This window comes from Firmicutes bacterium HGW-Firmicutes-1 (assembly GCA_002841625.1).
Classification (GTDB): Bacteria; Bacillota; Clostridia; order Lachnospirales; family Vallitaleaceae; genus HGW-1.
The window spans coordinates 211800-235477 of the sequence record PHAG01000002.1 but is presented as its reverse complement, the minus strand read 5'-3'; the positions used below and the strand labels follow the sequence as shown (position 1 = coordinate 235477).

General features: G+C 32.9%; 30 protein-coding genes. All 30 read right to left on the bottom strand.

Going from position 1 to position 23678, the window contains the following annotated elements:
- Nucleotides 1-1761 carry a hypothetical protein gene (locus tag CVU84_03225; protein ID PKM95826.1) on the bottom strand — a complete coding sequence of 587 codons (1761 nt, stop codon included), beginning with the start codon at nucleotides 1759-1761 and terminating at the stop codon, nucleotides 1-3.
- A 246-nt stretch (nucleotides 1762-2007) separates the two neighbouring features.
- Nucleotides 2008-2433: a hypothetical protein gene (locus tag CVU84_03220; protein ID PKM95825.1), complete on the bottom strand. Its 426-nt coding sequence runs from the start codon at nucleotides 2431-2433 to the stop codon at nucleotides 2008-2010.
- Nucleotides 2433-4280 carry a helicase gene (locus CVU84_03215; protein PKM95824.1) on the bottom strand — a complete coding sequence of 616 codons (1848 nt, stop codon included), beginning with the start codon at nucleotides 4278-4280 and terminating at the stop codon, nucleotides 2433-2435. The genes CVU84_03220 and CVU84_03215 overlap by 1 nt, the downstream gene beginning before the upstream one ends.
- A 416-nt stretch (nucleotides 4281-4696) precedes the next feature.
- Nucleotides 4697-5233, bottom strand: coding sequence for a hypothetical protein (locus CVU84_03210; protein ID PKM95823.1), 537 nt, complete (start codon nucleotides 5231-5233; stop codon nucleotides 4697-4699).
- Nucleotides 5234-5402: 169 nt separating this feature from the next.
- Nucleotides 5403-5738, bottom strand: a complete 336-nt coding sequence (locus tag CVU84_03205) for a hypothetical protein (GenBank protein ID PKM95822.1) — start codon at nucleotides 5736-5738, stop codon at nucleotides 5403-5405.
- On the bottom strand, nucleotides 5731-5958 hold the full coding sequence (locus tag CVU84_03200; GenBank protein ID PKM95821.1) for a hypothetical protein: 228 nt from the start codon (nucleotides 5956-5958) through the stop codon (nucleotides 5731-5733). Before CVU84_03200 ends, CVU84_03205 begins: the two co-directional genes overlap by 8 nt.
- Complete coding sequence (locus tag CVU84_03195) at nucleotides 5952-6668, bottom strand: hypothetical protein (protein ID PKM95820.1); 717 nt, start codon at nucleotides 6666-6668, stop codon at nucleotides 5952-5954. The genes CVU84_03200 and CVU84_03195 overlap by 7 nt, the downstream gene beginning before the upstream one ends.
- An 11-nt stretch (nucleotides 6669-6679) precedes the next feature.
- Complete coding sequence (locus tag CVU84_03190; GenBank protein PKM95819.1) at nucleotides 6680-6964, bottom strand: hypothetical protein; 285 nt, start codon at nucleotides 6962-6964, stop codon at nucleotides 6680-6682.
- Nucleotides 6965-7162: 198 nt separating this feature from the next.
- Nucleotides 7163-7366, bottom strand: coding sequence for a hypothetical protein (locus tag CVU84_03185; GenBank protein ID PKM95818.1), 204 nt, complete (start codon nucleotides 7364-7366; stop codon nucleotides 7163-7165).
- A 16-nt stretch (nucleotides 7367-7382) separates the two neighbouring features.
- The gene (locus CVU84_03180; protein PKM95817.1) at nucleotides 7383-8699 is read right to left on the bottom strand and encodes a hypothetical protein; all 1317 of its coding nucleotides are present in this window, start codon (nucleotides 8697-8699) and stop codon (nucleotides 7383-7385) included.
- A 13-nt stretch (nucleotides 8700-8712) separates the two neighbouring features.
- Entirely contained in the window at nucleotides 8713-9297 is a 585-nt protein-coding gene (locus CVU84_03175) for a phage tail protein I (protein ID PKM95816.1), read from the bottom strand.
- The gene (locus CVU84_03170) at nucleotides 9275-10417 is read right to left on the bottom strand and encodes a hypothetical protein (protein ID PKM95815.1); all 1143 of its coding nucleotides are present in this window, start codon (nucleotides 10415-10417) and stop codon (nucleotides 9275-9277) included. Before CVU84_03170 ends, CVU84_03175 begins: the two co-directional genes overlap by 23 nt.
- On the bottom strand, nucleotides 10410-10712 hold the full coding sequence (locus tag CVU84_03165) for a hypothetical protein (GenBank protein ID PKM95814.1): 303 nt from the start codon (nucleotides 10710-10712) through the stop codon (nucleotides 10410-10412). Before CVU84_03165 ends, CVU84_03170 begins: the two co-directional genes overlap by 8 nt.
- Before the next feature lie 4 nt (nucleotides 10713-10716).
- A complete protein-coding gene (locus CVU84_03160; GenBank protein PKM95813.1) occupies nucleotides 10717-11115 on the bottom strand; it encodes a hypothetical protein in 399 nt (132 codons plus the stop codon).
- Between the two features lie 13 nt (nucleotides 11116-11128).
- Nucleotides 11129-11548, bottom strand: a complete 420-nt coding sequence (locus CVU84_03155; protein PKM95812.1) for a hypothetical protein — start codon at nucleotides 11546-11548, stop codon at nucleotides 11129-11131.
- Nucleotides 11548-12558: a hypothetical protein gene (locus CVU84_03150; GenBank protein ID PKM95811.1), complete on the bottom strand. Its 1011-nt coding sequence runs from the start codon at nucleotides 12556-12558 to the stop codon at nucleotides 11548-11550. The genes CVU84_03155 and CVU84_03150 overlap by 1 nt, the downstream gene beginning before the upstream one ends.
- 1 nt (nucleotide 12559) lies before the next feature.
- Complete coding sequence (locus CVU84_03145) at nucleotides 12560-12763, bottom strand: phage tail protein (GenBank protein ID PKM95810.1); 204 nt, start codon at nucleotides 12761-12763, stop codon at nucleotides 12560-12562.
- Between the two features lie 13 nt (nucleotides 12764-12776).
- Entirely contained in the window at nucleotides 12777-14999 is a 2223-nt protein-coding gene (locus tag CVU84_03140) for a hypothetical protein (GenBank protein PKM95809.1), read from the bottom strand.
- A gap of 147 nt (nucleotides 15000-15146) precedes the next feature.
- Nucleotides 15147-15527 (bottom strand): hypothetical protein, encoded by a 381-nt coding sequence (locus CVU84_03135; protein ID PKM95808.1) that lies wholly within the window; start codon nucleotides 15525-15527, stop codon nucleotides 15147-15149.
- 18 nt (nucleotides 15528-15545) lie between these two features.
- Entirely contained in the window at nucleotides 15546-16067 is a 522-nt protein-coding gene (locus tag CVU84_03130) for a phage tail protein (GenBank protein PKM95807.1), read from the bottom strand.
- Nucleotides 16067-17539: a phage tail protein gene (locus CVU84_03125; GenBank protein ID PKM95806.1), complete on the bottom strand. Its 1473-nt coding sequence runs from the start codon at nucleotides 17537-17539 to the stop codon at nucleotides 16067-16069. Before CVU84_03125 ends, CVU84_03130 begins: the two co-directional genes overlap by 1 nt.
- A gap of 16 nt (nucleotides 17540-17555) precedes the next feature.
- Nucleotides 17556-18023, bottom strand: coding sequence for a hypothetical protein (locus CVU84_03120; protein ID PKM95805.1), 468 nt, complete (start codon nucleotides 18021-18023; stop codon nucleotides 17556-17558).
- On the bottom strand, nucleotides 18024-18575 hold the full coding sequence (locus CVU84_03115) for a hypothetical protein (GenBank protein PKM95804.1): 552 nt from the start codon (nucleotides 18573-18575) through the stop codon (nucleotides 18024-18026).
- Nucleotides 18572-18892: a hypothetical protein gene (locus CVU84_03110; protein PKM95803.1), complete on the bottom strand. Its 321-nt coding sequence runs from the start codon at nucleotides 18890-18892 to the stop codon at nucleotides 18572-18574. The genes CVU84_03115 and CVU84_03110 overlap by 4 nt, the downstream gene beginning before the upstream one ends.
- A gap of 15 nt (nucleotides 18893-18907) precedes the next feature.
- Entirely contained in the window at nucleotides 18908-19246 is a 339-nt protein-coding gene (locus CVU84_03105; GenBank protein PKM95802.1) for a hypothetical protein, read from the bottom strand.
- 13 nt (nucleotides 19247-19259) lie between these two features.
- On the bottom strand, nucleotides 19260-20315 hold the full coding sequence (locus tag CVU84_03100; GenBank protein PKM95801.1) for a major capsid protein: 1056 nt from the start codon (nucleotides 20313-20315) through the stop codon (nucleotides 19260-19262).
- A 16-nt stretch (nucleotides 20316-20331) separates the two neighbouring features.
- Entirely contained in the window at nucleotides 20332-20703 is a 372-nt protein-coding gene (locus CVU84_03095) for a head decoration protein (GenBank protein ID PKM95800.1), read from the bottom strand.
- Nucleotides 20703-21836, bottom strand: coding sequence for a hypothetical protein (locus CVU84_03090; protein PKM95799.1), 1134 nt, complete (start codon nucleotides 21834-21836; stop codon nucleotides 20703-20705). The genes CVU84_03095 and CVU84_03090 overlap by 1 nt, the downstream gene beginning before the upstream one ends.
- Nucleotides 21829-23418, bottom strand: a complete 1590-nt coding sequence (locus CVU84_03085; protein PKM95798.1) for a phage portal protein — start codon at nucleotides 23416-23418, stop codon at nucleotides 21829-21831. The genes CVU84_03090 and CVU84_03085 overlap by 8 nt, the downstream gene beginning before the upstream one ends.
- 11 nt (nucleotides 23419-23429) lie before the next feature.
- Nucleotides 23430-23666: a hypothetical protein gene (locus CVU84_03080; GenBank protein PKM95797.1), complete on the bottom strand. Its 237-nt coding sequence runs from the start codon at nucleotides 23664-23666 to the stop codon at nucleotides 23430-23432.
- Nucleotides 23667-23678 lie beyond the last annotated feature (12 nt).

Genomic DNA, 23678 nt, shown 5'->3' with positions numbered 1-23678 from the left:
TTAATCGTTAAATTTATAAATCAGCTTTCCGGTAGAATCATACAACTCTGCCGGATCCGATTGTGAATTGTTCCAAATGTTACTCTTCCCCCATTTTAGAATTCCAGCAGCATCACCACTAGCTACGGTGACTGATGCTCCACCCTTTAATAAGTATGATGGAAAAGTATACGTCTGATTTCCAGTTATAGAAATTATCTTCCATCCTGTAACATCTACGTCTGTTGTAGATATATTTTTGATGGTAATTAACTCATTTACTTTATCTAATGTGCTAATAATAACACCTGTATTAGTAAATGTTGTGTTATCTGGAATTGCCTCTATTATTTTTGTATCTATTGGACCTACATTAAAATTAATAAAATATCCATCAGTTGTTACAATAATAGTGCCATGAAGGTCCGTTCTAAATATTTCAACTTCTTTGCTAGCCAAAGTTTGAAGTGTAGCATTAGTTGGATGTCCGTATTTATTGTCCTTGCCACAACTAATTATTGCTTGTGTTGGATTAACTGCGTTTAAGAAGCTTAATGAAGTGCTAGAATCTGAACCATGATGTCCTATCTGCAATACATCGGCTTTTAAGTTAGTATTATTATTTATCATTTCTGTTTCATTTTTAATTTCAGCATCTCCAGTAAGTAAAAATGATGTATCCCCAAATTTAAACATTACTACAATTGAATATTCGTTAGGATCACTATATTTATCATTTATAGGTCCTAATACTTGAAAATCTATATCTCCTAGCTCGAATTTGTCATTTACATCAACATAAATAGGTTGTAATCTTTCTCTTGTTATAGCTGTCATAACATCTTTATACGATTCGGTTTCAGCTGTACCACTTGTCATTATTGCATTTTCTACTTCAAATGCTTCTAGAACAGAATCCATAGCCCCTAAATGGTCTTCGTCAGTATGAGAGACGATTATGTATTCTAAATCATCTACTTGCTGACTCTTGAGATAATTAATAACTGTATCGTCATCGCCATTATTTCCTGCATCATATAAAATATGGTTTCCAAAATCATCTTCTATTAGAATAGCAAGGGCCTGTCCAACATCGATAAAATGTACTTGTAGCTCACCAATATCTGATGCACCGAAAACACCGATTTGCTTTGCTATTGTTTCTGATATAGCATTTTCAGTAATTAATTTTTCAGCCAATGTCTGTTTAGAACCTTTAATTGTATGCAGTAATGTATCATAAGAACTTTTAGCAATATGATCCCTTAAAAATGTAGTAGTATTTAATTTGTTATATAACTCATTGTCAATCAATCCAATAGATTTAGAAAACTCTATAGAGTCGTTATATGTAAAATCACCTTTTGAATCTTCATATCCTAATGCCCTTAAAAGAAATGTCATATATGCCTTAGCATTAAGGTTGTCTGTTGTACCAAATAGATTATTACCTATACCTGTAGTTAACTTATTATTATAGGCGTAATTTGCATATCCAACACCCCAACTAGGAACATCTGTAAACACACATGTTTGATTGCTTAAAGCCTTTGCATCAGTCTCTTTTCCTAAAAGTCTAATAAGCATAACCATGCCCTCTAACCTTGTAGGTTCTCGATCTAATTCAAAGCCATTAGCTGTACCCTGGAACACATTGATTTCAGCGAGTTTCTCGGCATAGTTTGTATACTGTGTAGATGCTGCGTTGATTATTATTGTCTGTGATAATAAAACGGAAATTAGTAGTACTATTGCAGTTACCTTTTTGATATATTTCATCATTTACCCTCCTAAATTATTATAATATAACAAAAGTATATCATAGTAATATTAAAATGCAATAAAAAAGAACCTATCAACAAGGATTGCTCCAAGTTAGTAGGTTCTTTACAAAATTATTGCGTATTATAAGCATGTTGTACAACACATATACACTTATCGTTACCGATACTTTGGCTATTATTAATAACCAATTGGTAATATGTCGCTTTTTAGATACTTTAGTTTATAATAATAACGTACATATTTTTATGCTACTTCAAATCTTTTTATTATCAGCTGAGAAATATCTTTCGGTAAACTATTGAAAAAATCAATTTGCTCATTTCTTGAATAGTGAACCTCAATATAATCCATAATATCTTCAATTAACTCATTGATTATTATATCTCTGTCCCACTCAATTATATTTCCCATATTTCCAACTTCTTCAATTCTTAAAAGTTTTTTATTTAGCGAGTATGTATATATCATTTTTGTTGTTATACGCTCGTCATCTACTTGCTCTTCAAACACTAATTCCACGAATAATTGATTGTTCTCTTTTTTTATACTCATCGATTCATATGCATCAAGAAAAACATTGTCCACTAACCCCGATGGTAATACACCATCATTATCAGCAATCCATGCAAGCCTTTTTACTTTTGACAAAATCATTTTACTTATATCCATTAAATCATCTCCTCCAATTCAACTAAAATTGTATGCATATATTTTAAAGAAAGTCCCATCTTACCCAGTTCTCTCTTATCCATTTTACCATATCTTTTACTTACCCTCGCATTTACATACCTAACAAGTATACCATCATTCGGAGTTACTTTTGAAAGTCCATATAATACACCCTTAAACTTATTATATAATGTCGAGGCCTTAGGGTCTATACCTTTCTTTTCAAGTAATTGATCTACACCCTCTTGAGCACTTTTTACATGCATATCTCTGTACCTTTTTCTAGCAGCTTCTGGTCTCTTATCAAGCATTATCGCATCAATTTCATCTTTCTCTTCATCAAATACTTTGCGCTCATTGAAGTTTCTTAGCGCCTCAAGTTCATCTTTACTAAGATTACTTTTCTTCAATTCCTCATACCTAGCATTCGACTTTTCCTTGACTCTTTCTCTAGCCTCTTCAAATAATCTACTGAAATCTAATTCTTTTAAATAAGAGCCTTGATCAAGTGAATAATGCCCATCAATGTCAACTTCAGCAAATATTATTTCTCTATGTTTATAGTCTGATTCATATCCACTATACTCCCTAATTTTATATTTCTTGCTTTTTTCTACCTCTTCTGAGAAAAAGTTCCACATATCAGTTAGCCCCGTCTCTTCATGATAAACGATGACGGCATTATTATCTATTTCAAATGCTGTAATTTCATCATCAGGTATTGCCCTAAGTACCCTACCGACTACTTGTGCAAATGCATTCAAGCTTCTATATGGTCTAAAAAGTGCCAATACCGTTAGATACTTATGATCATATCCTTCCATTAGCATATTTACTGATACTACAACATCACATTCATGGTCTTCAATGCGTAAGAATCTTTTTTCTAGTTCATCACTATTAATATCACTGTGAACAATTTCAACTCTCATGCCAGCTAATTCATACCATTTTTTTATATCTTCTGCATGGGCGATACTACATGCAGTAGCTAATATTTTATGTTGCACCTTTGGTGATGACGCTTTATAGTCCTTAAGTAACCTAATACTTTCTTTTATAACATCCATCGAACATTCTTTTGACATGGCAACAGATTTCTCAATCCATTCTTTGTCCTTAAATTCTAAGACTTCGTCTTTACTAAGTCTTTGATCGTTACCAGGTATCGTAAAATACAGTTCATGATTATTAACTGGTTGATTTCGTAACCACTTGACATACTTAAGAGCCATTACTTCTGAAAGTGCGGTATTATGAATTTCTTTACCTGGCAGTTCCTGTTGATCTCCTCTGTACGGTGTACCTGTAACATGCAATTTTTTTGCCTTCTTAAAATATTTTAGAGCTTTCACCCATGTATTAGCAACAGAGTGATGTGCTTCATCAATTATAACCATATCAAAAAAGTCAGGGTCAACTCTATTAATTAATGATTTCTTACTCTTGCTTTGTAATTTTTGGACATTTGTTATTATAAAATCACATTTTTTCAAGCTTGATTCTAACATATCTGGTTGATACTCTTCAACAACCGGTTGATCTTCTGGATCAAAAATTACATCATACTTTATCCAAAAATTTTCTTCAAGTGGATGCAATGACTTTACGACACTCTTTTTAGTTACTAATCCAGGCGTAATAATAAGAACTCTTTTTTTTGCTATACCATATGGTGCTATAGATATTAGACCACTCTTGCCAGTCCCTGTTGGTAGAACAACTAAAGCTTCCCCCTGAGGATTATTGATGAAATATTCTTTAATATTAAGATATGCCTCAATTTGAGGTGTTCTTAATTTCCTATTTCCTTCAATATTTGGTACAACTGTTTGAAATGTTGACATGTAAATTCCCCCCTCTGTATAACGATTTTTTATAGCTAGATTGCTCCAATTCTAAAAATTATTTTATATACATATCTCTGTCCTCATTTTATCATCCGTGATGCTGTATTACAATAAAGCATGTCAATTCTAGATATCCGCTAATTTCCAAGTTTATCTCATAATAATAAGGTGTTCTAAAATAGTTTTGTTAGACACAAAAAATCGTATTTACGTCATTATATCATGTAAATTCATATAATTATACAATATTAGACAATTTATAATTGAATTTTATTAAAATAATTATTCGATGAATAACAAAAAACCTACTAACTAGGATGGCTCCAAGTTTAGTAGGTTCTTTTTCTAAGAATATTATTATTATACTGTACTTAATTTTTCTTCTATGGCAAACTATTTTCTGCAAATCATAATTATTCTAATCCGACCCTATCAAACAACGCGTATTTTGATATGCATATATCTAAAGCCTCGCCTGCCTGCACATATAGGTCTAGGCTCTTATTAAAATATGTAGATTTTTCATCATCTGACATTTTTTCAATGTTAAATCTATTATCAAAGGTAAAGTCTAGCATCTTCTGTATTTTAACTAACATATCTTTAATGTCCTTGTCATCTCCGCTATAAGAGTTACTAATAATCTTCATGTTAGATTGCAATTCCAAGACTCTAAATATATATGTATTATCATTTTTCGTTAAGATACCTGCATCAGAATATACTTGATAAGAGTGAATAATTACTTTTTCAGCTAATTCTTTGCTCTCGTTATTTAATAAACTATCATACTTTTGTTTTTGAATTTCAAACTCATTAACTACATTAATAGCTTCATCATTCATTCTTTTTATTTTTTGATCTTTATTAATTAAAAAATAACTCTCAGCCCCAATGACTACTATTAATAGTGTAATTATTAATGATAATATTCTTTCTTTATTAAGCATGCTTTCACCTCCTAATGATATTTATACGTTCTATTATACCTATATTATATAATTCTACATAAAACTAAAAACCCCTTTTAATCTCGTGGAGAAGATCATCTTCAAACTTGATACAAATGAAAAGACCAAACTAACGAGAATCTTTCCAATAGTTCTTTGTCTATTTATTTTATTCAGTGCTTAGTTTTTCTTCTATTGTAACAGTAGCTCCATCTTTACCTTGCACCAATTCTGTTTTTATGTATTTAACTGCATCTTCTATCCATTTTGTTATAATGGCCTGCGGAACAAACACTTGAATAATTAGTGGGAGCTTTTCATATATACTAGACATAACCTCTATAAATTTTATTTTCCCAGCTCCTGAACCCCAATTTAGTTCAGCTCGAATTACTAAACCTAAAATAATGTTTTGAACAACTTTTTTCTTTCCGTAATACCATAGTAAGCCGAGAATGCAAACAAATACAACTGCAACAAATAAATTCAATGTCAACTTATCCATTATTATCACCATTTTCCTTCTTTATTTTTTGTTTTTTGATGTTTGCCATAATCCAAACTTCAGTTCCAGTAAATAAAAACCATGATCCAATCAATACTACTGGTTCACTCATACCCATTGAAACAATATTTAAAACTCTATTAGTGAACCAAATATTTAAAGCTATTACCAATAACAGTAATAGCTTTGAAAACAATCCTTCTTTTTTCTTTTTTAGCACTTAAGCATCACCACTTTATTAGTGTTATCCCATTCTACTTTCAAACCCAACATTTCAGCAAAAGTTCTTAAAGCCACATCCTGATTATTCAATTTAACATAAATAACATTTTCTTTTGAATAACCAATAATCTCTTTTTTCTTTCCATTAAGATCTATCTTAATCTTTTCATTTACTGGAACAGTTGCTGTTTTTGGAGCACTTACATATGTAATATAAGTATCTTTAAACCAATGCGTAAACTTGCTACCACTTACAACTTTACCGTTTTGAATCTTACCTTTAAACATCCCCGTAGGAGCTCCTGCGCATTCAATAAATTCCCCACCACCGATATAAATACCTGCATGACCTTTCATCCATAAAACAAGTCCTGGTATTTCTGGGATATTTGAAATAGGCCCCTTTTCTTTTGCCGCATTAAAAGCCCCTTCTTGATTTCTGTCCTGACTAGCAATGTATTTAACATTACCATCATTCCACCAAACAAAGGCCTTTACAAGACCGTAACAATCACTTACTCTTTTGTTAAGAAACTTTTGAAGGTATGTTTTGTGCTTAGTATTATACTCACCGACACCATACCCTTGTTTCATTTTTTGGCTCATGAAGGCAGGGGTTAAGATATTTCCAAATGAACCTAAACAATATCCCCAATTCTCACTCAAAGCTTTTTTTACAAATTCCACTAATTGAATATTTGTTACCATTGAATCATCTCCTAACTTTTCATATGTGTAAGTTTACACTTTTGGTTAATAAGTTCAATTTGTTGCGAATTTTCTTCGATATCACTTGAATTTTCATCAATTCTCGAATCTAGATCAAGTAGCATCGTTTCGATTTTTACGAGCTTCTCATTTGTCTGAATTTGATGATTATTAATATTATTTAGAGACAGAGCTATTTTCGAGTAGATCTTAATAATGGCAATAATAGATACGATAAGAGTACTCAAAATTGATATAACCGCTAAAATAAGATTAAGATTTATCGTTACATCCATATACATCTCCTTTCCCCATTAAAAAGAGAGCCTTAACAGCTCCCTTGTAGTTAATTATGTACTGCGTAATATGTTCCTATGTTGAAGCAATTAATCGATTTATAACTTCCGCTTTATATGCAACATCTTTGATTTGTTCAACATTAATTATTCCTTGCTTAATTAGAGAAATTAACTTTTCTAAATAAGATTCATTCATTATAGTAATCCCTCCTGTTTCAAAATAATTAAATCAGTATTATTTCTAATGTCATTTAATAGAAGCTCTAAAGGTTTCAAGTCTGAAAATACCAAAAAATTTCCTTCTGTTATATTCTGTTCTTCGATTAAGAATAAGCTTAAGTTCTTGTTTACAATTACATTTCTTTCTTCTTGCGTATTATATTGAATCTTGTAATTCATTATTTAACCTCCTAATTTATAATGAGCCTTGCACTAAATTATACATTTGATCATTAGCAGATTTTATTCTGAAACCTCCAACTCTAATTAAATATGGGCTAAGAGTTACATATCCATATATTTGAATATAATCTCCTGCATTTACATTAAAATCCTCAGTCCATGTTGTTGCAGTGCTATATGGAACACTTCTTTCTATACCCCTTGCAATACCATTTATATAAACCCTTGCAAAAGAGGACATCCCATTATATGAACGCCATGCTGAAAAAGAAACTGTGACTGTGCCACCAGTTTTAACTCTAATAGATTTTATTAATCCATATGAAGTTGACCCAGAAGCATCATCTGTATCACTTATTGCAAAAGGGTATGAACCAGAAGTTAAATTCGGAAATGGTACTAAAGTGCCAGTAATTCCATCAATAACAATATCTTTTTTAATATTCCCTGCTGTTAGATTTGTTAAATCTAATGTTCCTTGAATTACTCCTAGTGACGTTCCTATTGTTTTAGTGTTTTTTACATCCGCTTGGGTTGCAGTTCCATACTCACCTCCTTCACCCTGTAAGATAAAATTTGTTCCATCATACCTCAATGTATAAATTCCTGTTGACTTTAAATTTGTTACATTTGTTCCATCTGCTTTTTTTATAGTTTTAGCACCTTTACCATCCCAATTGAGTGTTGATGCTCCTGTACTATTAATGTTGATTTTAACACTTACTGCCATTCCAGTAGTTAGTGCGGATATAGTAGGTGTCGCTATTGCATATGTATTTGCTACTCCAGTTGTAGTTCCACCATAAGGGATTATCTTCGTATAATCAGCCAAAGACGCACTAGTTTCATCCTTGAAGTCATTAAAAGTATCTTGAGAAACATAAATGTCTAAAGGTATTACTGCGGTAACATTAGCTGCATTACCAATGGCTGCATTAATAGCAAACGTCTTTGTATATGGTCCCGATGATTCAGGTGGTATGTAATCAGGATACTCCCCAGCATTTGCATATGCATAAAGCACCTCACCAACGTCTGGATCATTAGCAAACAAACCGATTTCTCTAGAAAAGACACCTTCTAACATGCCTATATTATCTTTTGTCCCTTTAATTTTTGCAATGTGATTTACTTGATCAATAGTTATAGATTCAATATCAACATCAAAATCAGGTGATATTAACTGAGTTAGTGTTTCAATTACAGTTCCTGGAGGAAGTATGCTGTTTCCTGACTGCATTTTAGTAAATAGGATTTGAGTACCTGTCTGTGCTTTTGCAAATAGATTTAAACCAAGATTCGTAATTTTCATTACTCCAAAGTTAGCCATATCATTATTCTCCTTACGTTGGAATATTTGTTGAAAGAGTTGTAATATCACCACCACTAATTAAGATTCCTATTGATGGCTGTAATACTGTAATTCTTTCAATATTAATACTTTCTAAGTGACTTCTCATATTCTTAATCGAACTAATTGCTTCTATTAGTTGATTGATTTTATTTGGGTCAATGATAGCATCTGATGTTGTCACTTTAAAATAAAAAGGGTCACCCCCATACTCAAACCACTCTTCTACTTTCGCACTATCAAATGCATCTGTTACAAGTAATTCTACTGCATGTGGAGTTCCCTTTGTAAAATGATAAATCAAAGCATTCTTTACAAGATTTCTTTTGGTTCCCAATGACAATGTGTTATCATAAAAATCAGTATTAATTTCAATTGCTAAGTGATCTAATAATTTTTCTGAAACATTATTAATATCTGCAAAAATTAGCGTGTTTTTTATTGAATCAGCCATTAGTTGAAATTCACCATCTATAGCTTTACATGCAGCTATTACATCACTATTTTCTCTAATGTTAGGAGGTAAAAGACTAATAAGGCTAGATTCTTTAATATTAATCATCTTCAACCCCTCCATACACAAAGTTTATATTGTTTTCTATAGCAACTTGCGTTTCAAGTAGTGCATAATATTGTGGCTCATTTATTACAACTCTTTTTGCTCCAGCATTTATTAACCTATATAGCAATTCATCCGGATTTATTGATCTAGAGATTTTTGACTTTTGCCATATTATAAATTCTGACTTTGCATTCTCTATTGCTACTTGAATATCTGATATTAATACTACATCAGATTTACGTATGTAGTAGGTAACATCAATGTCGTATGATACTTGATTTGGCGCACCAACAATAACCTGGTCAGTTAGAGGTCTTCTTGTTTTATTACTTAAGTAAGATTCAACCTCAGTAAGTAATGTTTCGTTAGGTATTTCTCCGTTTTCTAAAATAAATCTAACATCTACTTGTCCTGGTAAGGGTGATGAAACCATTACATCAATAATTGATTGATTGTATTGTTTAGCAAAATACTCGTATGCTCCTGATGGTCCAGCAACACTAAAACTTTCTGGCTTTATTACGATTCTGTTTCTAAAAGCTTCGTCACTTTCTATATCTGTTCCACCTTGAGATGTCGTAATATTAGATACGGATTGAATAAATCCAATTGGATCTACAAGTACATTTATTTGCCCTGATGTAAATCCATTACCTATACTTCCACTAATAGAACATTGAATATTTACATCAGCGTATAAATCACCCGGTAATATTTCTGCATATTCCTCTGTAGCAAAAAAGATGCTAGTACTAGTACTAACCCTTGTTCCTTTTGGAATTGGCACAGTATTTATTTGAGTTGCAGATAAAGTGAATCTGACTTTTGATATTGCTGATGAAGCCTGAAGCCTAAGAGCTCCAATTCTTACTCCAATATTATCGAGATAATCTCCTTCAGCATATTTCAGTAAATTTTGTTTAGCAGAATAATCAATTAATTGATAGGCTGCATATATCCTTAATGCCTGTGAATATATAAATATCCTTACTGGATCGCCTTGTGCTAGAGTTTTGGTTTCACCAGTTTGTTGCAAGTAGGCTTGTTCGTATTCACTTATCATTTCTGATAGTAAGGTTTCAACATCTTTGTTAACAAAACTAATATCGGGTACATTGTCAAAAATATCAGACAAGCTTAATCACCACCTTTGGTTTTAATAATGCTTCGTCATCCTCATTTAAAAAATCTATACTAACTATTTCTGCTCTAGGCTCATATTTTTTAGTTTTTATTATGTATTCAGAAATAAGCAGGCTTCTTGCAATGGGTAGCGGATTGTCTAGGATGCTCCAATCAATGCCAAATTCCCTGTCAAAGGCTACGCTCCCCTGGGGAGTTGAATATAGAACTGATAAATTTTGCATTATCTCTTGTGCTCCAATTGCTCCAAAGTCTATTTTAATATTTGCATTTGTATCTATAATCATCTGATCACACCCTTGAAATATATTCTTCTAAAGTAATATCGAGCGAGCCGGATATTAACTCCCCTTGATTAAGAACTATGTTCCATGCCTGTCCAACACTTTGTACAATCCATAAATCGGTGCCCAGTGCTCTATTTCCTATTATCAGTGGATATGCTTCTCCCTTTGTGGCCATTAATACCCATTCATTCATTTCATTTCTAACATTTACACCGAATCTAGCATTTAAATTAATAGTAAAAGATATCGTATCAAGAGCTGGACCCAAATACTCTGTTAGTGGCTTTTTCCCAATTATTTCATGATAGCCAAATCTAGCAGCTGTGTTTCTAGTAAGGCCTAAGAATGTTAATATTTTTTTATCGGATGTCTCAAAAACTCTTTTTCCAAAAGTGCCTATCATTTTTAATCACTCCCTATGGAATATTAGAAGCAGTAACACTTCCTAAAGCATTTATATTACCACTTACTACCAAATCTCCATTAATATCAATGTTACCATCTAGTCTTATGTTATCAGCACTAATTATTAGTGTTTTTGTTGACTTTTCATACTTAACATAGGCTTCATCCATAATATCTTTACGAAAAATATTGCCAGTTTCAATAGGTTTGTTTTCATTATTAAAATACTTTCCTAAGCAAAAACCTTCTCCGCCACCATGAGGTAAAAAAGCGCATAAAACATAATCTCCTGCGCTTGGCATATCATATTCAAATGATAAAACATACAAATCTTTACTAACTGAATTATCCCTATCTCCAAACAATACCTGCACAGTACCATTGGTATAATCTACGCTTGATACAATGCCAATTCTAATAGCGTCACGCATCAATATCCCTCCAGTACTTTATGCATTTCAAGTGAAGTGCTATATTCGTTGCTCTTACTATGAGTTGCTTTATCAATATAATATTTTCCATCAAACATTCCTAACCCTACAATATTAACGCATGAACTTGCAATCAATCTAAGATCACCAAGAACTTCAGCTGATAGAGTATTTTCTTGCTTATTCAAGTTCCTTAAGGTACTTTTTGATAGCAGTTGTGCTTCTGCTAGATTTGAGACCGCTTCTTTAACTTTATAAATCTTTCCATTTTTTTTTGTTTTGTCAATAAATGTATATGATAGTGTTTTACCATTTGAAGGATTAGAATATGATACCTGGCAACCACTGTATCCTGTATCCGTCCAAGTATTTTTTCCCGACCAGCTCTTTAGGTCAGTCTCTTTGAATGTAGCAACTGCTTTTTTAGCTTCGTATTCTTCTTCTTTAAAAATAATCAACTTATTGCTATATGCTTTAATTGCTAAACCGTTTTTTTGACATAACTCAAATAAAAAAGCACTATCTGAAGTGCCATCTTGTTCAACGTGTTTGATAATTGGATTAAATTTTGTATCATAGATTATTCCTATAGAATGATTCTTAGCCATTGTTTCGGCTATTTGCTTAATACTAATTTGTTTCCATGTTCTATACGTTTCAATTTCCATGAACCCAGAACTTGAAGGAGTTGAAATAGCCCCAATATTTACTATAAGAGGTCTTCCAGCAAACTCAACATTATCTACGATGAATTTACCACATACTAATTCCTGAATATCTTTATTATATCTCCAGTTTTTAGTTAACATAGATGCTTTAATACTATCACCTTTTGTAGGTTTCCAATCAAATAACCATTTTTTCGAATCATTATTTAAAGTAATTGAAATATCATCAGCAACACCAGAGGCGTTATCAGAATAAGTAAAGCTTTCTAGATCATTTTCTATATTCTTTGTGATATCAATTCCTTGATATTCAATTTTTATATATGATCTTCGTGCTTCCATTTCAACGCCTCCAAGGTGGTAAATCATTATTTACTTCGACTTCTATTAATTCTGGTGTCATTATTTGCACACCAGAGGCAAATATAACCGTTCCAATATGTTTTTTATTGGCTTCCATTAATTCTTTTATAAATTTACTTGATCCATACTGATTATAAGATATATTATCCCATGTATCTCCTAAAACTGTTTTATATGTAGTCAAGGCATTCACCTACTTATGAAAATTTTAATCGTTTGTTATTTGATAACCACGTCTTCATTTGTTTTTCGAATTCTCTTTGAGCATCATCAAGGGCTTTTCTGACTACATTTTCATCAGCATTACCTTGAATTATGATATTAGGTGAATAAGTAAAAGACATATTTTCATTTTCATTTGATGTTTTATTACCCACTAACTTACCAAAAATTTTATCAAGTCTACTTCCAAGTGGTATAACTGCTTCATCGTGATTTCCTTCCCCGATATTAGCAAGCACTCCTCCCGGTGTATGTTTAATATATGCACCATTTGCAAGTTGAGGTATGTTTGGAATGCTTAACCCTATTGTCTTACCACCTATTTCTGGTACCCAATCTGGAACCTCAATACTAATACCATTTATCTTATCAATCATAAAATTGATAAGTCCAATAATCATATTAATATTGCCTTTAAATGTACCTACAACATTATCAAAAATACCCCCAAAGAATTCTCCTATTCCAGAAAATACAGTTTTTATTCCTTCAACAGCAGCTAAAAACTTTTCAGAAAACCATGTACCAACATTTGCAAATATCTCTTGAATAGCAATCCATACATTACTAAAAAAGACCTTAATTGTATCCCAGTTTTGAACTATTAATGAAACTGCAATTCCAAATGGTCCTGTAAGGGCAATAAGAACTTTTGGACCCCATTCTTTAAAGAATGCAACCACGTTATTAAAGGCATTTACAATTCCATCTTTTATACCTGTTACAATTCTTATCATAAATGCTTTAACTTTGTCCCAGTTCTTATAAAGAAGAACACCAATAGCAATCAATGCACCAATAGCAATAACAACAAGGCCAATAGGTGAAGTTACAAAAGCTATAGCTACTCCAAATGCTCCTGTTACAGCAGATGCTATTCCTGTGACAATAGTATAAGCTGTCATAATTCCATTAATAACTTTATAAGCTACAAATGCGCCAATTATACCATAAACAATTGGCTCAATTAATGGCCAGTTATTAGCTATAAAGTCATAGACAAGTGTTGCCTTATCCGCTACTGATATTAAAATTGCTACAACTTGAGGCAATGCATCAGTAAACATCCACTGTATGACAGGCTTTGCAGTTTCAAAAGCTCCATTAAGTTTTTCCTGAATATTAGTTGCTACCTCGATGATTCTAGTTTTAATACTTACTAAGGTTGGTATATTTTCTGTTATCACAGCTTTAATCTTGTTAAAAGAATCCACTGCAACGCCCTTAAGCCATGATATCTTTTGAGTTATATTATTTATCGTAGGTTTAAAAAGACCAAACTTAGCAACTGCAGAAGTCACATATGGCTTTAATTTAGAAAGAGAATTACCTACAAAAGTAACACCATTTGAAATGTTTTCAATTAAACCTAATACAAAGCCTTGAATCATAGGAATCTTATCAGCAAACCAACCATAGAATTTAGCTTGTATTGGAAGTATTTTCTTGCCAATCATTTCTTGCATCTGACCGAACATATTTGTTGATTGTTTTATTTTTCCTTCATCAGTTTCAGCAAGTGCCTTATTCATTTGCCCTACATTTTCATTAATAACCTGGGCTAGCATTGCGGCTTTTTCCTGTTCATTACCATACTTAAGTACCTTTTCTTGTGCAGTACTAAAAGAGATACCTACACGTGTGAGTGCTCCTGTTTGACCATTTAAAACTTTTCCCATTAAATTTCCAATATTTACTGCATCTCCTGTAGTAGCTGCAAGCCCTTTTTGCTGAGCAAGTAAGTTATTCATTGCAGGTAATAACGTTTCTACCGATGCTGTTTGATTCACGAATGTAGATAATTGTTGTGCTCCAGCAATTTGAACATCTCCTTCAATTATTCCCAGTTGTTCTTGTGCTTCTGATAAGCTTAATATTGATTGTATTTGTGATTCAGAAGCATTTGTTCTTTGTTTTAATACCGTTGCAAGTTTTGTTTCAACTTCAATTTGCACTTTTGCTGCTTCAACAGATTCATTTAAATAACTTTTTGCAGAACTAAACGCTTTATATGCCAATGCGCCTCCAATAACAGTCTTTAACCCTACTGAAAATCCCTTATTAGTTGCATTGGCTGCTTTTGTTTGTTTTTCAAGACCAGAAATATTCTTTTGAGCTTGAGAAAAAGCCTTTCCCATTGATGATTGTACTTTACCACCAATAGCAAGAATAGTTTCGTATGTCGTTTTTTTAGCCATGCTTTTTACTCACCTCACTAACTTCTTCGGCTACCCTTACAAACTCTTCTATCGAAAGGTTTAGATAGAATTCTAGGCTTGTAAAAGTATTAAAGGCAAGGTTGATGGCTACTCTTTGTAGTATTTCTCCATCACCTTGCCTTACTCCTAGCTGTATAAATAGCCGATTAATAAGTTTTTTATTTTCATACCCTCTTTAGCTGGTAATCTATCAAAAAATTCTATAGGTTTCTTAGTAACCATGTGAGCAACAATACATGCATAGGCTATGCTCATTTCAGCTATAGCAGATGCATTTCCCTTCTTTGAATATATTTTCTCAGCTGTTTTTAACTGAGCAGTAGAAAGATCTTCCATACCCGATAAATCAACCTCTTGATATGTATTACCTTCAAAAGTAAACGGTTTATCAAATTTAACAATATATTCATCTTCCTCGGTTGAATCTTCACCTTCAAGATCAACCACTTCTTCAATAACTGAGTCAGTTGACTCCTCTTTTACTTTCGATTGTTTTTTATCGTCCAAAACTACCTACCTCCTAATTTATATTTGGTTTTTTACATCAGCTAATAAATCTTTGCCATCTACAATGAATACAAAATTAATTTTATCAAGTTCGAGCAAAACCTTATTGTCTAGCATGATCTTAATGTACACTAACTCTAAGGTTACTTTTGTTTCAGTAGGTTTTCCAACACCTGCTGTTCCAAGGTCTATTCCTTTTGGAATGCCTTTTGTAACAATTTTAAGACCTCGATGCTCTGTGACTCCTGATGAAACATCATAGCTTTGTTCGGATGCCCTAAGTGTAATAGTTGCCATGCTCTTACTTACAATCTTCATGCTTTGTTCATCAAGCATTCTAAGTGGAATTTCTAGTGGTAGACTTCCAAAATGTCCAAGGTTAGGACTTTCAATTTCTCCTAAGATACCAGCTCCACTAATTGTTTCTGTCATTGCCTCAAAGTTTGGAAGAGTTATTTCTCCACCAACACCAAAGAGTTTTTCTTCATCGTTATATAAATTGTAATTTACAATCTTATCTGGAATAGCGTTAACACCCATTAATTAGCACCTCCAAATATAGCACTTGTTAAAGCGCTTGGGTCAAATTCAAGTTCATTTTCAATGGTTTCAGCTGGTGTATATGGGGTTAAATATTGCTTAAACTTAATACTTCCATTCATGAGATTTGATGTAGGATTTTCAATTTGATAAAATTCAATCCTTGCATCTGCAATTTGAAATCTTGCCTTAAATCCATTCGCTTTAATATTTTCTGCGTCTACAACGGATTCGATTAGTCTTAAATTTAATGGGTCATCTACTTTTTGAGTGTACGTATTAATAAACTGATTACCCCACCAATCGAACATTCTTCTTACAGATATAAACCTATCTTTAGGATCAACAGTTAAAGGGTATTTACTTGTATTATTACCCCAGCTTTTCCATCCATTAAAGTTTATTGCAGTCACAACACCAACACCGTTAAGTTCATTGGCTTGTGGTAATTGAAGAAATACCTCCGTTCCATCATCAATGATTGTGGCTTCAATTTTAAAAGGCTTATTTGATGGTGAAACATAAGGAATATCTTCATTTACATGATCTGTATTAGCAATAAGTGCGCCAAATAATGCAGACATAAAGTATTCCTTAGAGGAAACCTTTACTTTTGGCCATAGCGCAATTGCATGCTCATTAATGTAGTTATTTTCTTGTTTCCAAGCTGCAACATCAGTGAAGATTAATGCACCTTCAGAACTTGAATCAATATCTAGTAAGCATTCACATTTGAACAAACCATTTATGTTTGTTGTTTTAGCAATCATTTCTGCCGCTACAATTGGTAGATGACTCCATCCAGGTAAATTAATTACTCCTGGAATCAATGATTTGACTGGAAACACTTGATCAATCAATTGAAGTCCTGTATAAATTCCTGTTAAGATGTCATATTCTCCAATAATATCCGCTGCAGTAACTGCACCTGGATCTAACTGATTATATCCAAATGATAACTGTGTTTCATCTACTGGTATTGTTCCTGTTAATAAAGCCTTTAACAATACATGCCCCATATCATTAAATTCTAAAGTATAGTCCGTACCCTTGGTGTATGTAGTGGTTTTTGTTGAGTCCTTTACTACAAAGTTGGCATCTAACAAGATACCTTCTTCTTCTATGATCACTTCTCTTGCTACTAAAGGGTTAAGTTCATCTACTACAGCAATTTTGTGAATACTAGGATCAAGTACATTTACAACTACTATAGGTGCAACATTAAAGATTCTAAAAGATGCATCAATAGCTTGACACAAAGAAAATTTATCAAATGAATCTGAATAACCAACCTTCTCAACTGCTTCATCAAAATTATTAAGAACAATAATTTTATTTACAGCACTTGATGGATCATCTAGTAAATTAACTGGAGCCGTTCCAACTATAAACTGTATCGCACTGTTTGCTAAAACTGGTGCAATCAATTTAGTTGGTGTTTCCTGAATATAAACGCCATGTTTATATGCCATGTTTTCTCATTCCTTTCTACGTGTATTGGTCATCTTTGATTGTTATTTGTGGTACATTCCATGTTGTATTGATAGCTAGTAAAAAATAAGGCGAAATATCTTCCTGTGGTAGTTGATAGGACAAAGGTAGCTTAAGTGTATGCTTATTATCAAAGTGCGTTTGAGATAATAAGTAATTTATTATCTTATTACCCACATTAATTGCATCACGATAACCTTGATTGTCTTCACTATCATCATAAATACCAACTAAAATTGCAATATCAGCCGATGCAGGGTCATCATCATCTGAACTTCTACCTTCGTCTATTGCAATTACAATTAATGGATAATGCTCTTTATCTTTTTTTCCTTGTTTTACAGGAATGTTTTGTGAATAAATATTAAAATCACTTAATTCATTGTTTGAATTTTTGACTTTGAATCCATTTAATAATTCTTTGATACTGTCTTTTAAATAATCTTGTAATTCAATAGGAATCATTTACTTTTCAGCTCCTAAAACCCTTTTAATTTCATGGTCTAGTCGAGTTTTATAAATTTTCATTGCTGCTTTCTCAGTACTTTTTACAATGTCTTTGTTTTTTAATATCTGTGGAACAGAGGGCCCCATTTTTCTAGTAATTGGAAGTCTGTTTTTTGTAGTTCTTTTAAATATCTTTATACCATGAATATCCGCAACAAATGCTCCTTCAATAGGTTTTAATCCATCTTTTTTAACTGCAACCTTTAATACTTTAGGTGCTTTACCAGGCTTAGGTTGCGTTGGACTAACCTTGTATTTTTCTAGCCCTAGTTTTGAACCTTTTGAAATAACAAGCGCCTTCAAATTGCTTTTTGATGCTTTTTTAAGAGTAAATGTTGTACTAATGTCTTTTGATTTTAAATGATAAAGAATCCTTGCTTCTTTATTAGCGGTAGTTTTCATGTTAGCTGTAGCTCTATTAATCGCTCTTGACATAACCGCTGGGGTTTCTTTTTTTTGTTTTCCTAACTTACCTTCTGTCTTTCCCTTTTCATAACTTAAATTTATCAAGAATCAATCGCCACCAATTCAATAATATAAAGCATTCCTTCTTCATTAACGTCATAACATTTGAACTTATCTCCATCAATACTTATTCGTTCTCCACATACTGGTTTAATTCCATATTCACTTTTTTTCACATAAAAAAGAACGTTCACCTCGTACAAGCCATCGTCTCCGATAATCTTTGATGCATGTTCTTTTAATTGTTCTTTGTCAATGATGATTTCCATATCAACACCATTGACCTTGTGAATTTCTGAAAAATCGTCTGTATTGATAAAAGTATTTAAATCACTTTCAAGTAAATCTTTTAATTTCAGCATCTTATCACCTTTACTTTATTTAGCCTGATGCTCTAAAATAGTTGTTTCAATGAATTCAACTAATCCTTTTCTGCTCTTTCCAGAAGATTCTTGCTCTAGAAGATTATCAAGTTGGTCAATATCATCAATACTTTGAATGCGTTTCTTTGCATCTTCAATGTTTAATTTTGATAGATCAAAGTCATTGCTATCAGCAACTTCTTCATCATCTGCTTCCTCATCGTCAACTCTTGAACAATAGCCTTTTTCAATTAGCATCTCTTCATCTTCTATGGAGAGATCTTCTACAATCTCTCCAACGTTATACTCAATTTTATTGCTTCTGACTTTGTATTTTTTAACTATTACTGCCATATGTATGTACCTCCTAATAGACTACAGCAACATACCAATCATCAATGTCATTTGGCACTGGCAATGGTCTAGCACTTAATCTTAATTTTGTAATATCGTTTTTCTCATCAACGATATTTTTAGGTATCCTTTGTCCTTCATATGTAACAAATGAACCTGACTCAATCTGAGTAACAGCGCCATATAACCTTTTACCCATGTTAATACTACCCATGATTAAATGTTTTTCAGGCATCATGGCTTTTTCAACACCATCATCATCAATGAACCATTCATCATATTGATAGATTTCTAAGCCAAGATCAGGGAGAAATGCAACAAGTGTTACAGCTGGACTGATGATTTTAGGTTCAACTTTTCCAAAAGTGTATCTTGAAACGTCATTAAGTTTCTGAATAACTGGATGATTAATAAATATAGTTGCTACATCAGATGCCATTACAACTACATTAGGTGCTTTACCTGTTGATTTAATTACACCTTGTCTCCATATTTTTAAATCATTATGTGGATCAGATGTAGTTGGCGCATCCCATTTTTCTTCTCCAGTTAAAGTTACTTTCTGAGTAAATCCATAATCTACTTCCTGATCAACTGTAGATTCGGTTTTATCGTCAATGATGCCTTTCATTGTAACTTTCCCATTAAGAAGAATTTCTCTACACATCCACTCTTCTCTTCTGGTAATTTGTTCATCAAGATCAGCTAAATCTTCTCCAGTTAATTCAGCAGCTCTTTGAGCAGGAGTCTTGATACTGTAAACTGATTCTCCCATTTGTCTGCTTGAGATATCATCTACAGTAGTAATCTTTTCAGGCGCAATTTTAGGCACTGAATATGTATCAGTTCTATATCCTTCTCTACTTACTGGAACACCACCTACACGAGGTGCTACAAAAGGAGCCATTTTTCTTCTACCCTTTTTGAAATCTACATCAATCTTACTAGCAACACTCGTTTGTATTTTAGAGAAAAAAGTATCTCTAAAGAATGAGTACGCTGGTTTCATCAAAACAACCGCTGTCATCATTTCTCTTGTTGAATAAATTTGAATATTATTATCACCCATTGTTTATAGCCTCCTATTAATTAATATCTTTTAAAAAGATACCATTTTTTCTTAGTTCGTCTTCATGCATTTCTGCTGTGTCCGTTGAGTCAAAAATTAAAGCACCACGGTTTAATTCACCAGATTGATAACATAGTGCTACAACTTCTTCCGTTGCATCTACATCATCTGCTAAAACAAACTTTGCTTCTTGACTGCCATCTACAGATGCAGCCGCACAAAATAATCCTTTACTTGTTGCCGTTACAATACCTAATACACTACCTTTTTTTAATACTCCTTGCCCAGCTGCTACAACAACACCTTTAACCAATAAGGGTACATTATTACCAGCAACAAGGTTATCATATTCGATTGAACCTACTTCACCATATAAACTTTCTGTCATTAGTTTTCCCTCCTATTATTTGCTCCTGCAACCATTGCGTTAACTGTTTCTTGAGAAGCTGTTGCTTTGGCTTCTTCCTCTTGGGTATTTGGTTTTACTCCAACACCAGTAACATTTGAATTAGTTGCATCGTCTGCAACTTCTTTAAGATGGTTAATACCTTTTTGTGCATCATTTTTAATTGCTTCAAAAGCAAGTTCTTGAGCGCTCATAACTGTATCACCATATTTAGCATTTACGACCAATGTGGGATCAAGAGTATTTGCTATTTCATCAATAGCTTTTAATCTGTCTCTCTCATTTTTTGAACTTTCTTCTCTAGTTGTATCAATCACTTGATTCACTAAATCAGGATAAGCATTTTTTAAATCTTCTACCGTTTTAATTTCCACGTCTTGAAGACCTCCTTCATTTTGATTATTTTTAATAGTCTCAGTTAAGTTCTGAGTACTAGTGTTACTTGATTCAGAGATAAACTTGTTCTTTTCTAGCCTTGCTACAAGTGTTTTAAAATGTGAGATATCATGAGAAACATTATTTACACATAACATGTTACCATTCATGACATTTGTAGCTTCTTCAAATAATAATGAATCAGCAAATCCCATTTCTACAGCCTCTTCACCTGTAAGCCATGTTTCATCTGACATTAATTCAGAAAGCTCATCCCTAGTCATTCCCGTTCTACTTTCATAAGTAGATAAGATTGCCTCTTTAACAGTATCTAATGTGTCCGCTAACTTCCTAAAACTTTCAGCGTTATAATTCCCCCACAAAGTGTAGGAAGGATCATGAATCATCATCATTCCATTTCGAGGTATCTTGATTTCATCTCCAGCCATTGCAATAATAGTGGCTGCACTAGCTGCTATTCCATCAATAATCACTGTAATCTTTGCATTGTTATCCCTAAGCTGTGTATAAATTGCTGTTGCAGCTGATACACTTCCACCACCACTGTTGATTCTTACAATAATATTGTCTTTACTCCCAAGATTTTTCAAATCTTTTGCAAACTTTTTGGGTGTGATTAGTTCATCCCACCAACTTTCTTGACTAGCAATTTCACCGTACAACATAAGTTCGGCTGTTGATTCTGATTTGTTTTTAAATTCCCAAAATGCATTAGGCATTGTTATTTTCTCCTTCCTTTGTAGGCAACATACTGGCTTCACCTAAAGCCTTGTTTTCTCTAGATATTTGTGTAACATTATCATCAAAGTTACCACCAGTGAGCTCCATTGTTTCTCTTTCCCTTGTACTAAATCCATTAGCAACCTTTAAAGCAGATGCAGTAACCTCTTGTACTGGATTAATCTGTCCTGGAGATGGTCCAATCCATTCAGACCCACACCATGCATTTTTAATTGATGGGTCATTAAAATATCCTGGTGCTTTGATACGTCCTCTAGCTACTGCCTCTGAAAGCCATATTTCATAAATCGGTTGGCAAAAATCGTCTGCAAACCATGTTCTTCTCATTCGAAATGATTTCCACGCTTCAAGTAGTGCAGCTCTACTTGCCGAATAGGAAGCTTCAAATGACTTGATTAGTAATTCAAAGGGTATCTCAAGTGCTGCACCAATCATTTTTAGAATTGATCTAACGAATGGATCAAATCCACTAGCTGGTCTTTTAGCATCTGCAATAACAACATCTTCACCCGGGCCAAGAATGTTAATTGTTCCAGCACCAAGTTCATATGAATTAGGGTCAAAATCATCAACTCTTTGCTCTTGAGGTATTGATTGCTCCCAAGTATTATCATTTCTTGAACCCTCTTGCTTTATAAATGCTGTAAAAAAAGCAGTTACAACAGCTGCAGTAAGTTCTGCTTCTGTGTATCTGCTAATTTGCTTTAGTGATTCAATTACTGGAGCAAGGTAAGGAACCCCTCTATATTGTTCACATCGTTCTGATTCCATCAATTGAAGTACGTTCGGGTTTCCTGTGTTTTTACCAAATGCTTCAACTCTTGTCCAATCTTTTTTAATCATGTTGTTGTCTGAGGGATATGAATTACAAATCCAATATGCTACAACGGCACCATTTGAGTTTATTTCTACTCCATTATAGATTAAGTTGCCATTAGCAGCTTTCTTTATTTCATTATCTAAAGTAAGCCAATTACCATTAACATCTTTTTGGGGAGTTGATATTCTATCCGCTTCAATAAGATAAATATTTAATGAATATGGCATAAATCTAGTTATATCTTGCTGCTTAATAAGTGCCCATCCATCACCATTCATTAGCCAAGACATTAGTGCAATTTGTTGTAATTCGAAAAAATTATTAAGACGTGTTGCATCACACCATCTAGATTTTGCCCAAAGATTAAATTCCCTCTCTGTATTTTTTTCCCACTGATCAGCAGCCTCTTGAGTTATACCAAGTCTTGTAAAATCTATTCTGCTTTTAAGTTTAAGTCCTTGTCCAACAACATTTGTTCTGTTGGTCTTAATTGCAGACGTAGCAATTGGAGCATTCATAAACAATTGTCTTGATCTACTTCTCAAGGTGGGTAAATTTTTATCAATATCCTTAAATGGGCTCTCGCTTTTATCTGTCCAACCCTTCATTGACTTCTTGTCATGACTTGCACCACTCCCAGAATAACCACTATTAAGTATGTCTGTTTTTACTCTGGCAATTTCTCTTTCAAGACCCTTTTGAGGACTAAAGTAGTTTATTGTTTTGTCTATAATATTCACCTTAATACCTCCTATAAATCTCTAGGTGTAATTCTAAAGGATTTTCTAGATGCACCTGTTATTTCTTTCTTTGTTAATTCATCAACCGTTTTTTCTAATTCCTTAATTGCATCTTGAACAGTCTTTAAATCAGCTCTTTTTAGGCTGCGAGTTCCGATTTTATACTCTTGACCAGCAAGTATTGCCTTTTCTGCATCATAATATTGATTTAGACGTTCTTTTGTCATCGTAAGTCTAGTTTCAGCCATGTTATTTATCAC

Coding starts and splice junctions, on each gene's coding strand:
- CVU84_03225 (PKM95826.1), bottom strand. CDS start 1,761: ATGATGAAATATATCAAAAAGGTAACTGCAATAGTACTACTAATTTCC.
- CVU84_03220 (PKM95825.1), bottom strand. CDS start 2,433: ATGGATATAAGTAAAATGATTTTGTCAAAAGTAAAAAGGCTTGCATGG.
- CVU84_03215 (PKM95824.1), bottom strand. CDS start 4,280: ATGTCAACATTTCAAACAGTTGTACCAAATATTGAAGGAAATAGGAAA.
- CVU84_03210 (PKM95823.1), bottom strand. CDS start 5,233: ATGCTTAATAAAGAAAGAATATTATCATTAATAATTACACTATTAATA.
- CVU84_03205 (PKM95822.1), bottom strand. CDS start 5,738: ATGGATAAGTTGACATTGAATTTATTTGTTGCAGTTGTATTTGTTTGC.
- CVU84_03195 (PKM95820.1), bottom strand. CDS start 6,668: ATGGTAACAAATATTCAATTAGTGGAATTTGTAAAAAAAGCTTTGAGT.
- CVU84_03190 (PKM95819.1), bottom strand. CDS start 6,964: ATGGATGTAACGATAAATCTTAATCTTATTTTAGCGGTTATATCAATT.
- CVU84_03185 (PKM95818.1), bottom strand. CDS start 7,366: ATGAATTACAAGATTCAATATAATACGCAAGAAGAAAGAAATGTAATT.
- CVU84_03180 (PKM95817.1), bottom strand. CDS start 8,699: ATGGCTAACTTTGGAGTAATGAAAATTACGAATCTTGGTTTAAATCTA.
- CVU84_03175 (PKM95816.1), bottom strand. CDS start 9,297: ATGGAGGGGTTGAAGATGATTAATATTAAAGAATCTAGCCTTATTAGT.
- CVU84_03165 (PKM95814.1), bottom strand. CDS start 10,712: ATGATTATAGATACAAATGCAAATATTAAAATAGACTTTGGAGCAATT.
- CVU84_03160 (PKM95813.1), bottom strand. CDS start 11,115: ATGATAGGCACTTTTGGAAAAAGAGTTTTTGAGACATCCGATAAAAAA.
- CVU84_03155 (PKM95812.1), bottom strand. CDS start 11,548: ATGCGTGACGCTATTAGAATTGGCATTGTATCAAGCGTAGATTATACC.
- CVU84_03150 (PKM95811.1), bottom strand. CDS start 12,558: ATGGAAGCACGAAGATCATATATAAAAATTGAATATCAAGGAATTGAT.
- CVU84_03140 (PKM95809.1), bottom strand. CDS start 14,999: ATGGCTAAAAAAACGACATACGAAACTATTCTTGCTATTGGTGGTAAA.
- CVU84_03130 (PKM95807.1), bottom strand. CDS start 16,067: ATGGGTGTTAACGCTATTCCAGATAAGATTGTAAATTACAATTTATAT.
- CVU84_03125 (PKM95806.1), bottom strand. CDS start 17,539: ATGGCATATAAACATGGCGTTTATATTCAGGAAACACCAACTAAATTG.
- CVU84_03120 (PKM95805.1), bottom strand. CDS start 18,023: ATGATTCCTATTGAATTACAAGATTATTTAAAAGACAGTATCAAAGAA.
- CVU84_03110 (PKM95803.1), bottom strand. CDS start 18,892: ATGCTGAAATTAAAAGATTTACTTGAAAGTGATTTAAATACTTTTATC.
- CVU84_03105 (PKM95802.1), bottom strand. CDS start 19,246: ATGGCAGTAATAGTTAAAAAATACAAAGTCAGAAGCAATAAAATTGAG.
- CVU84_03100 (PKM95801.1), bottom strand. CDS start 20,315: ATGGGTGATAATAATATTCAAATTTATTCAACAAGAGAAATGATGACA.
- CVU84_03095 (PKM95800.1), bottom strand. CDS start 20,703: ATGACAGAAAGTTTATATGGTGAAGTAGGTTCAATCGAATATGATAAC.
- CVU84_03090 (PKM95799.1), bottom strand. CDS start 21,836: ATGCCTAATGCATTTTGGGAATTTAAAAACAAATCAGAATCAACAGCC.
- CVU84_03080 (PKM95797.1), bottom strand. CDS start 23,666: ATGGCTGAAACTAGACTTACGATGACAAAAGAACGTCTAAATCAATAT.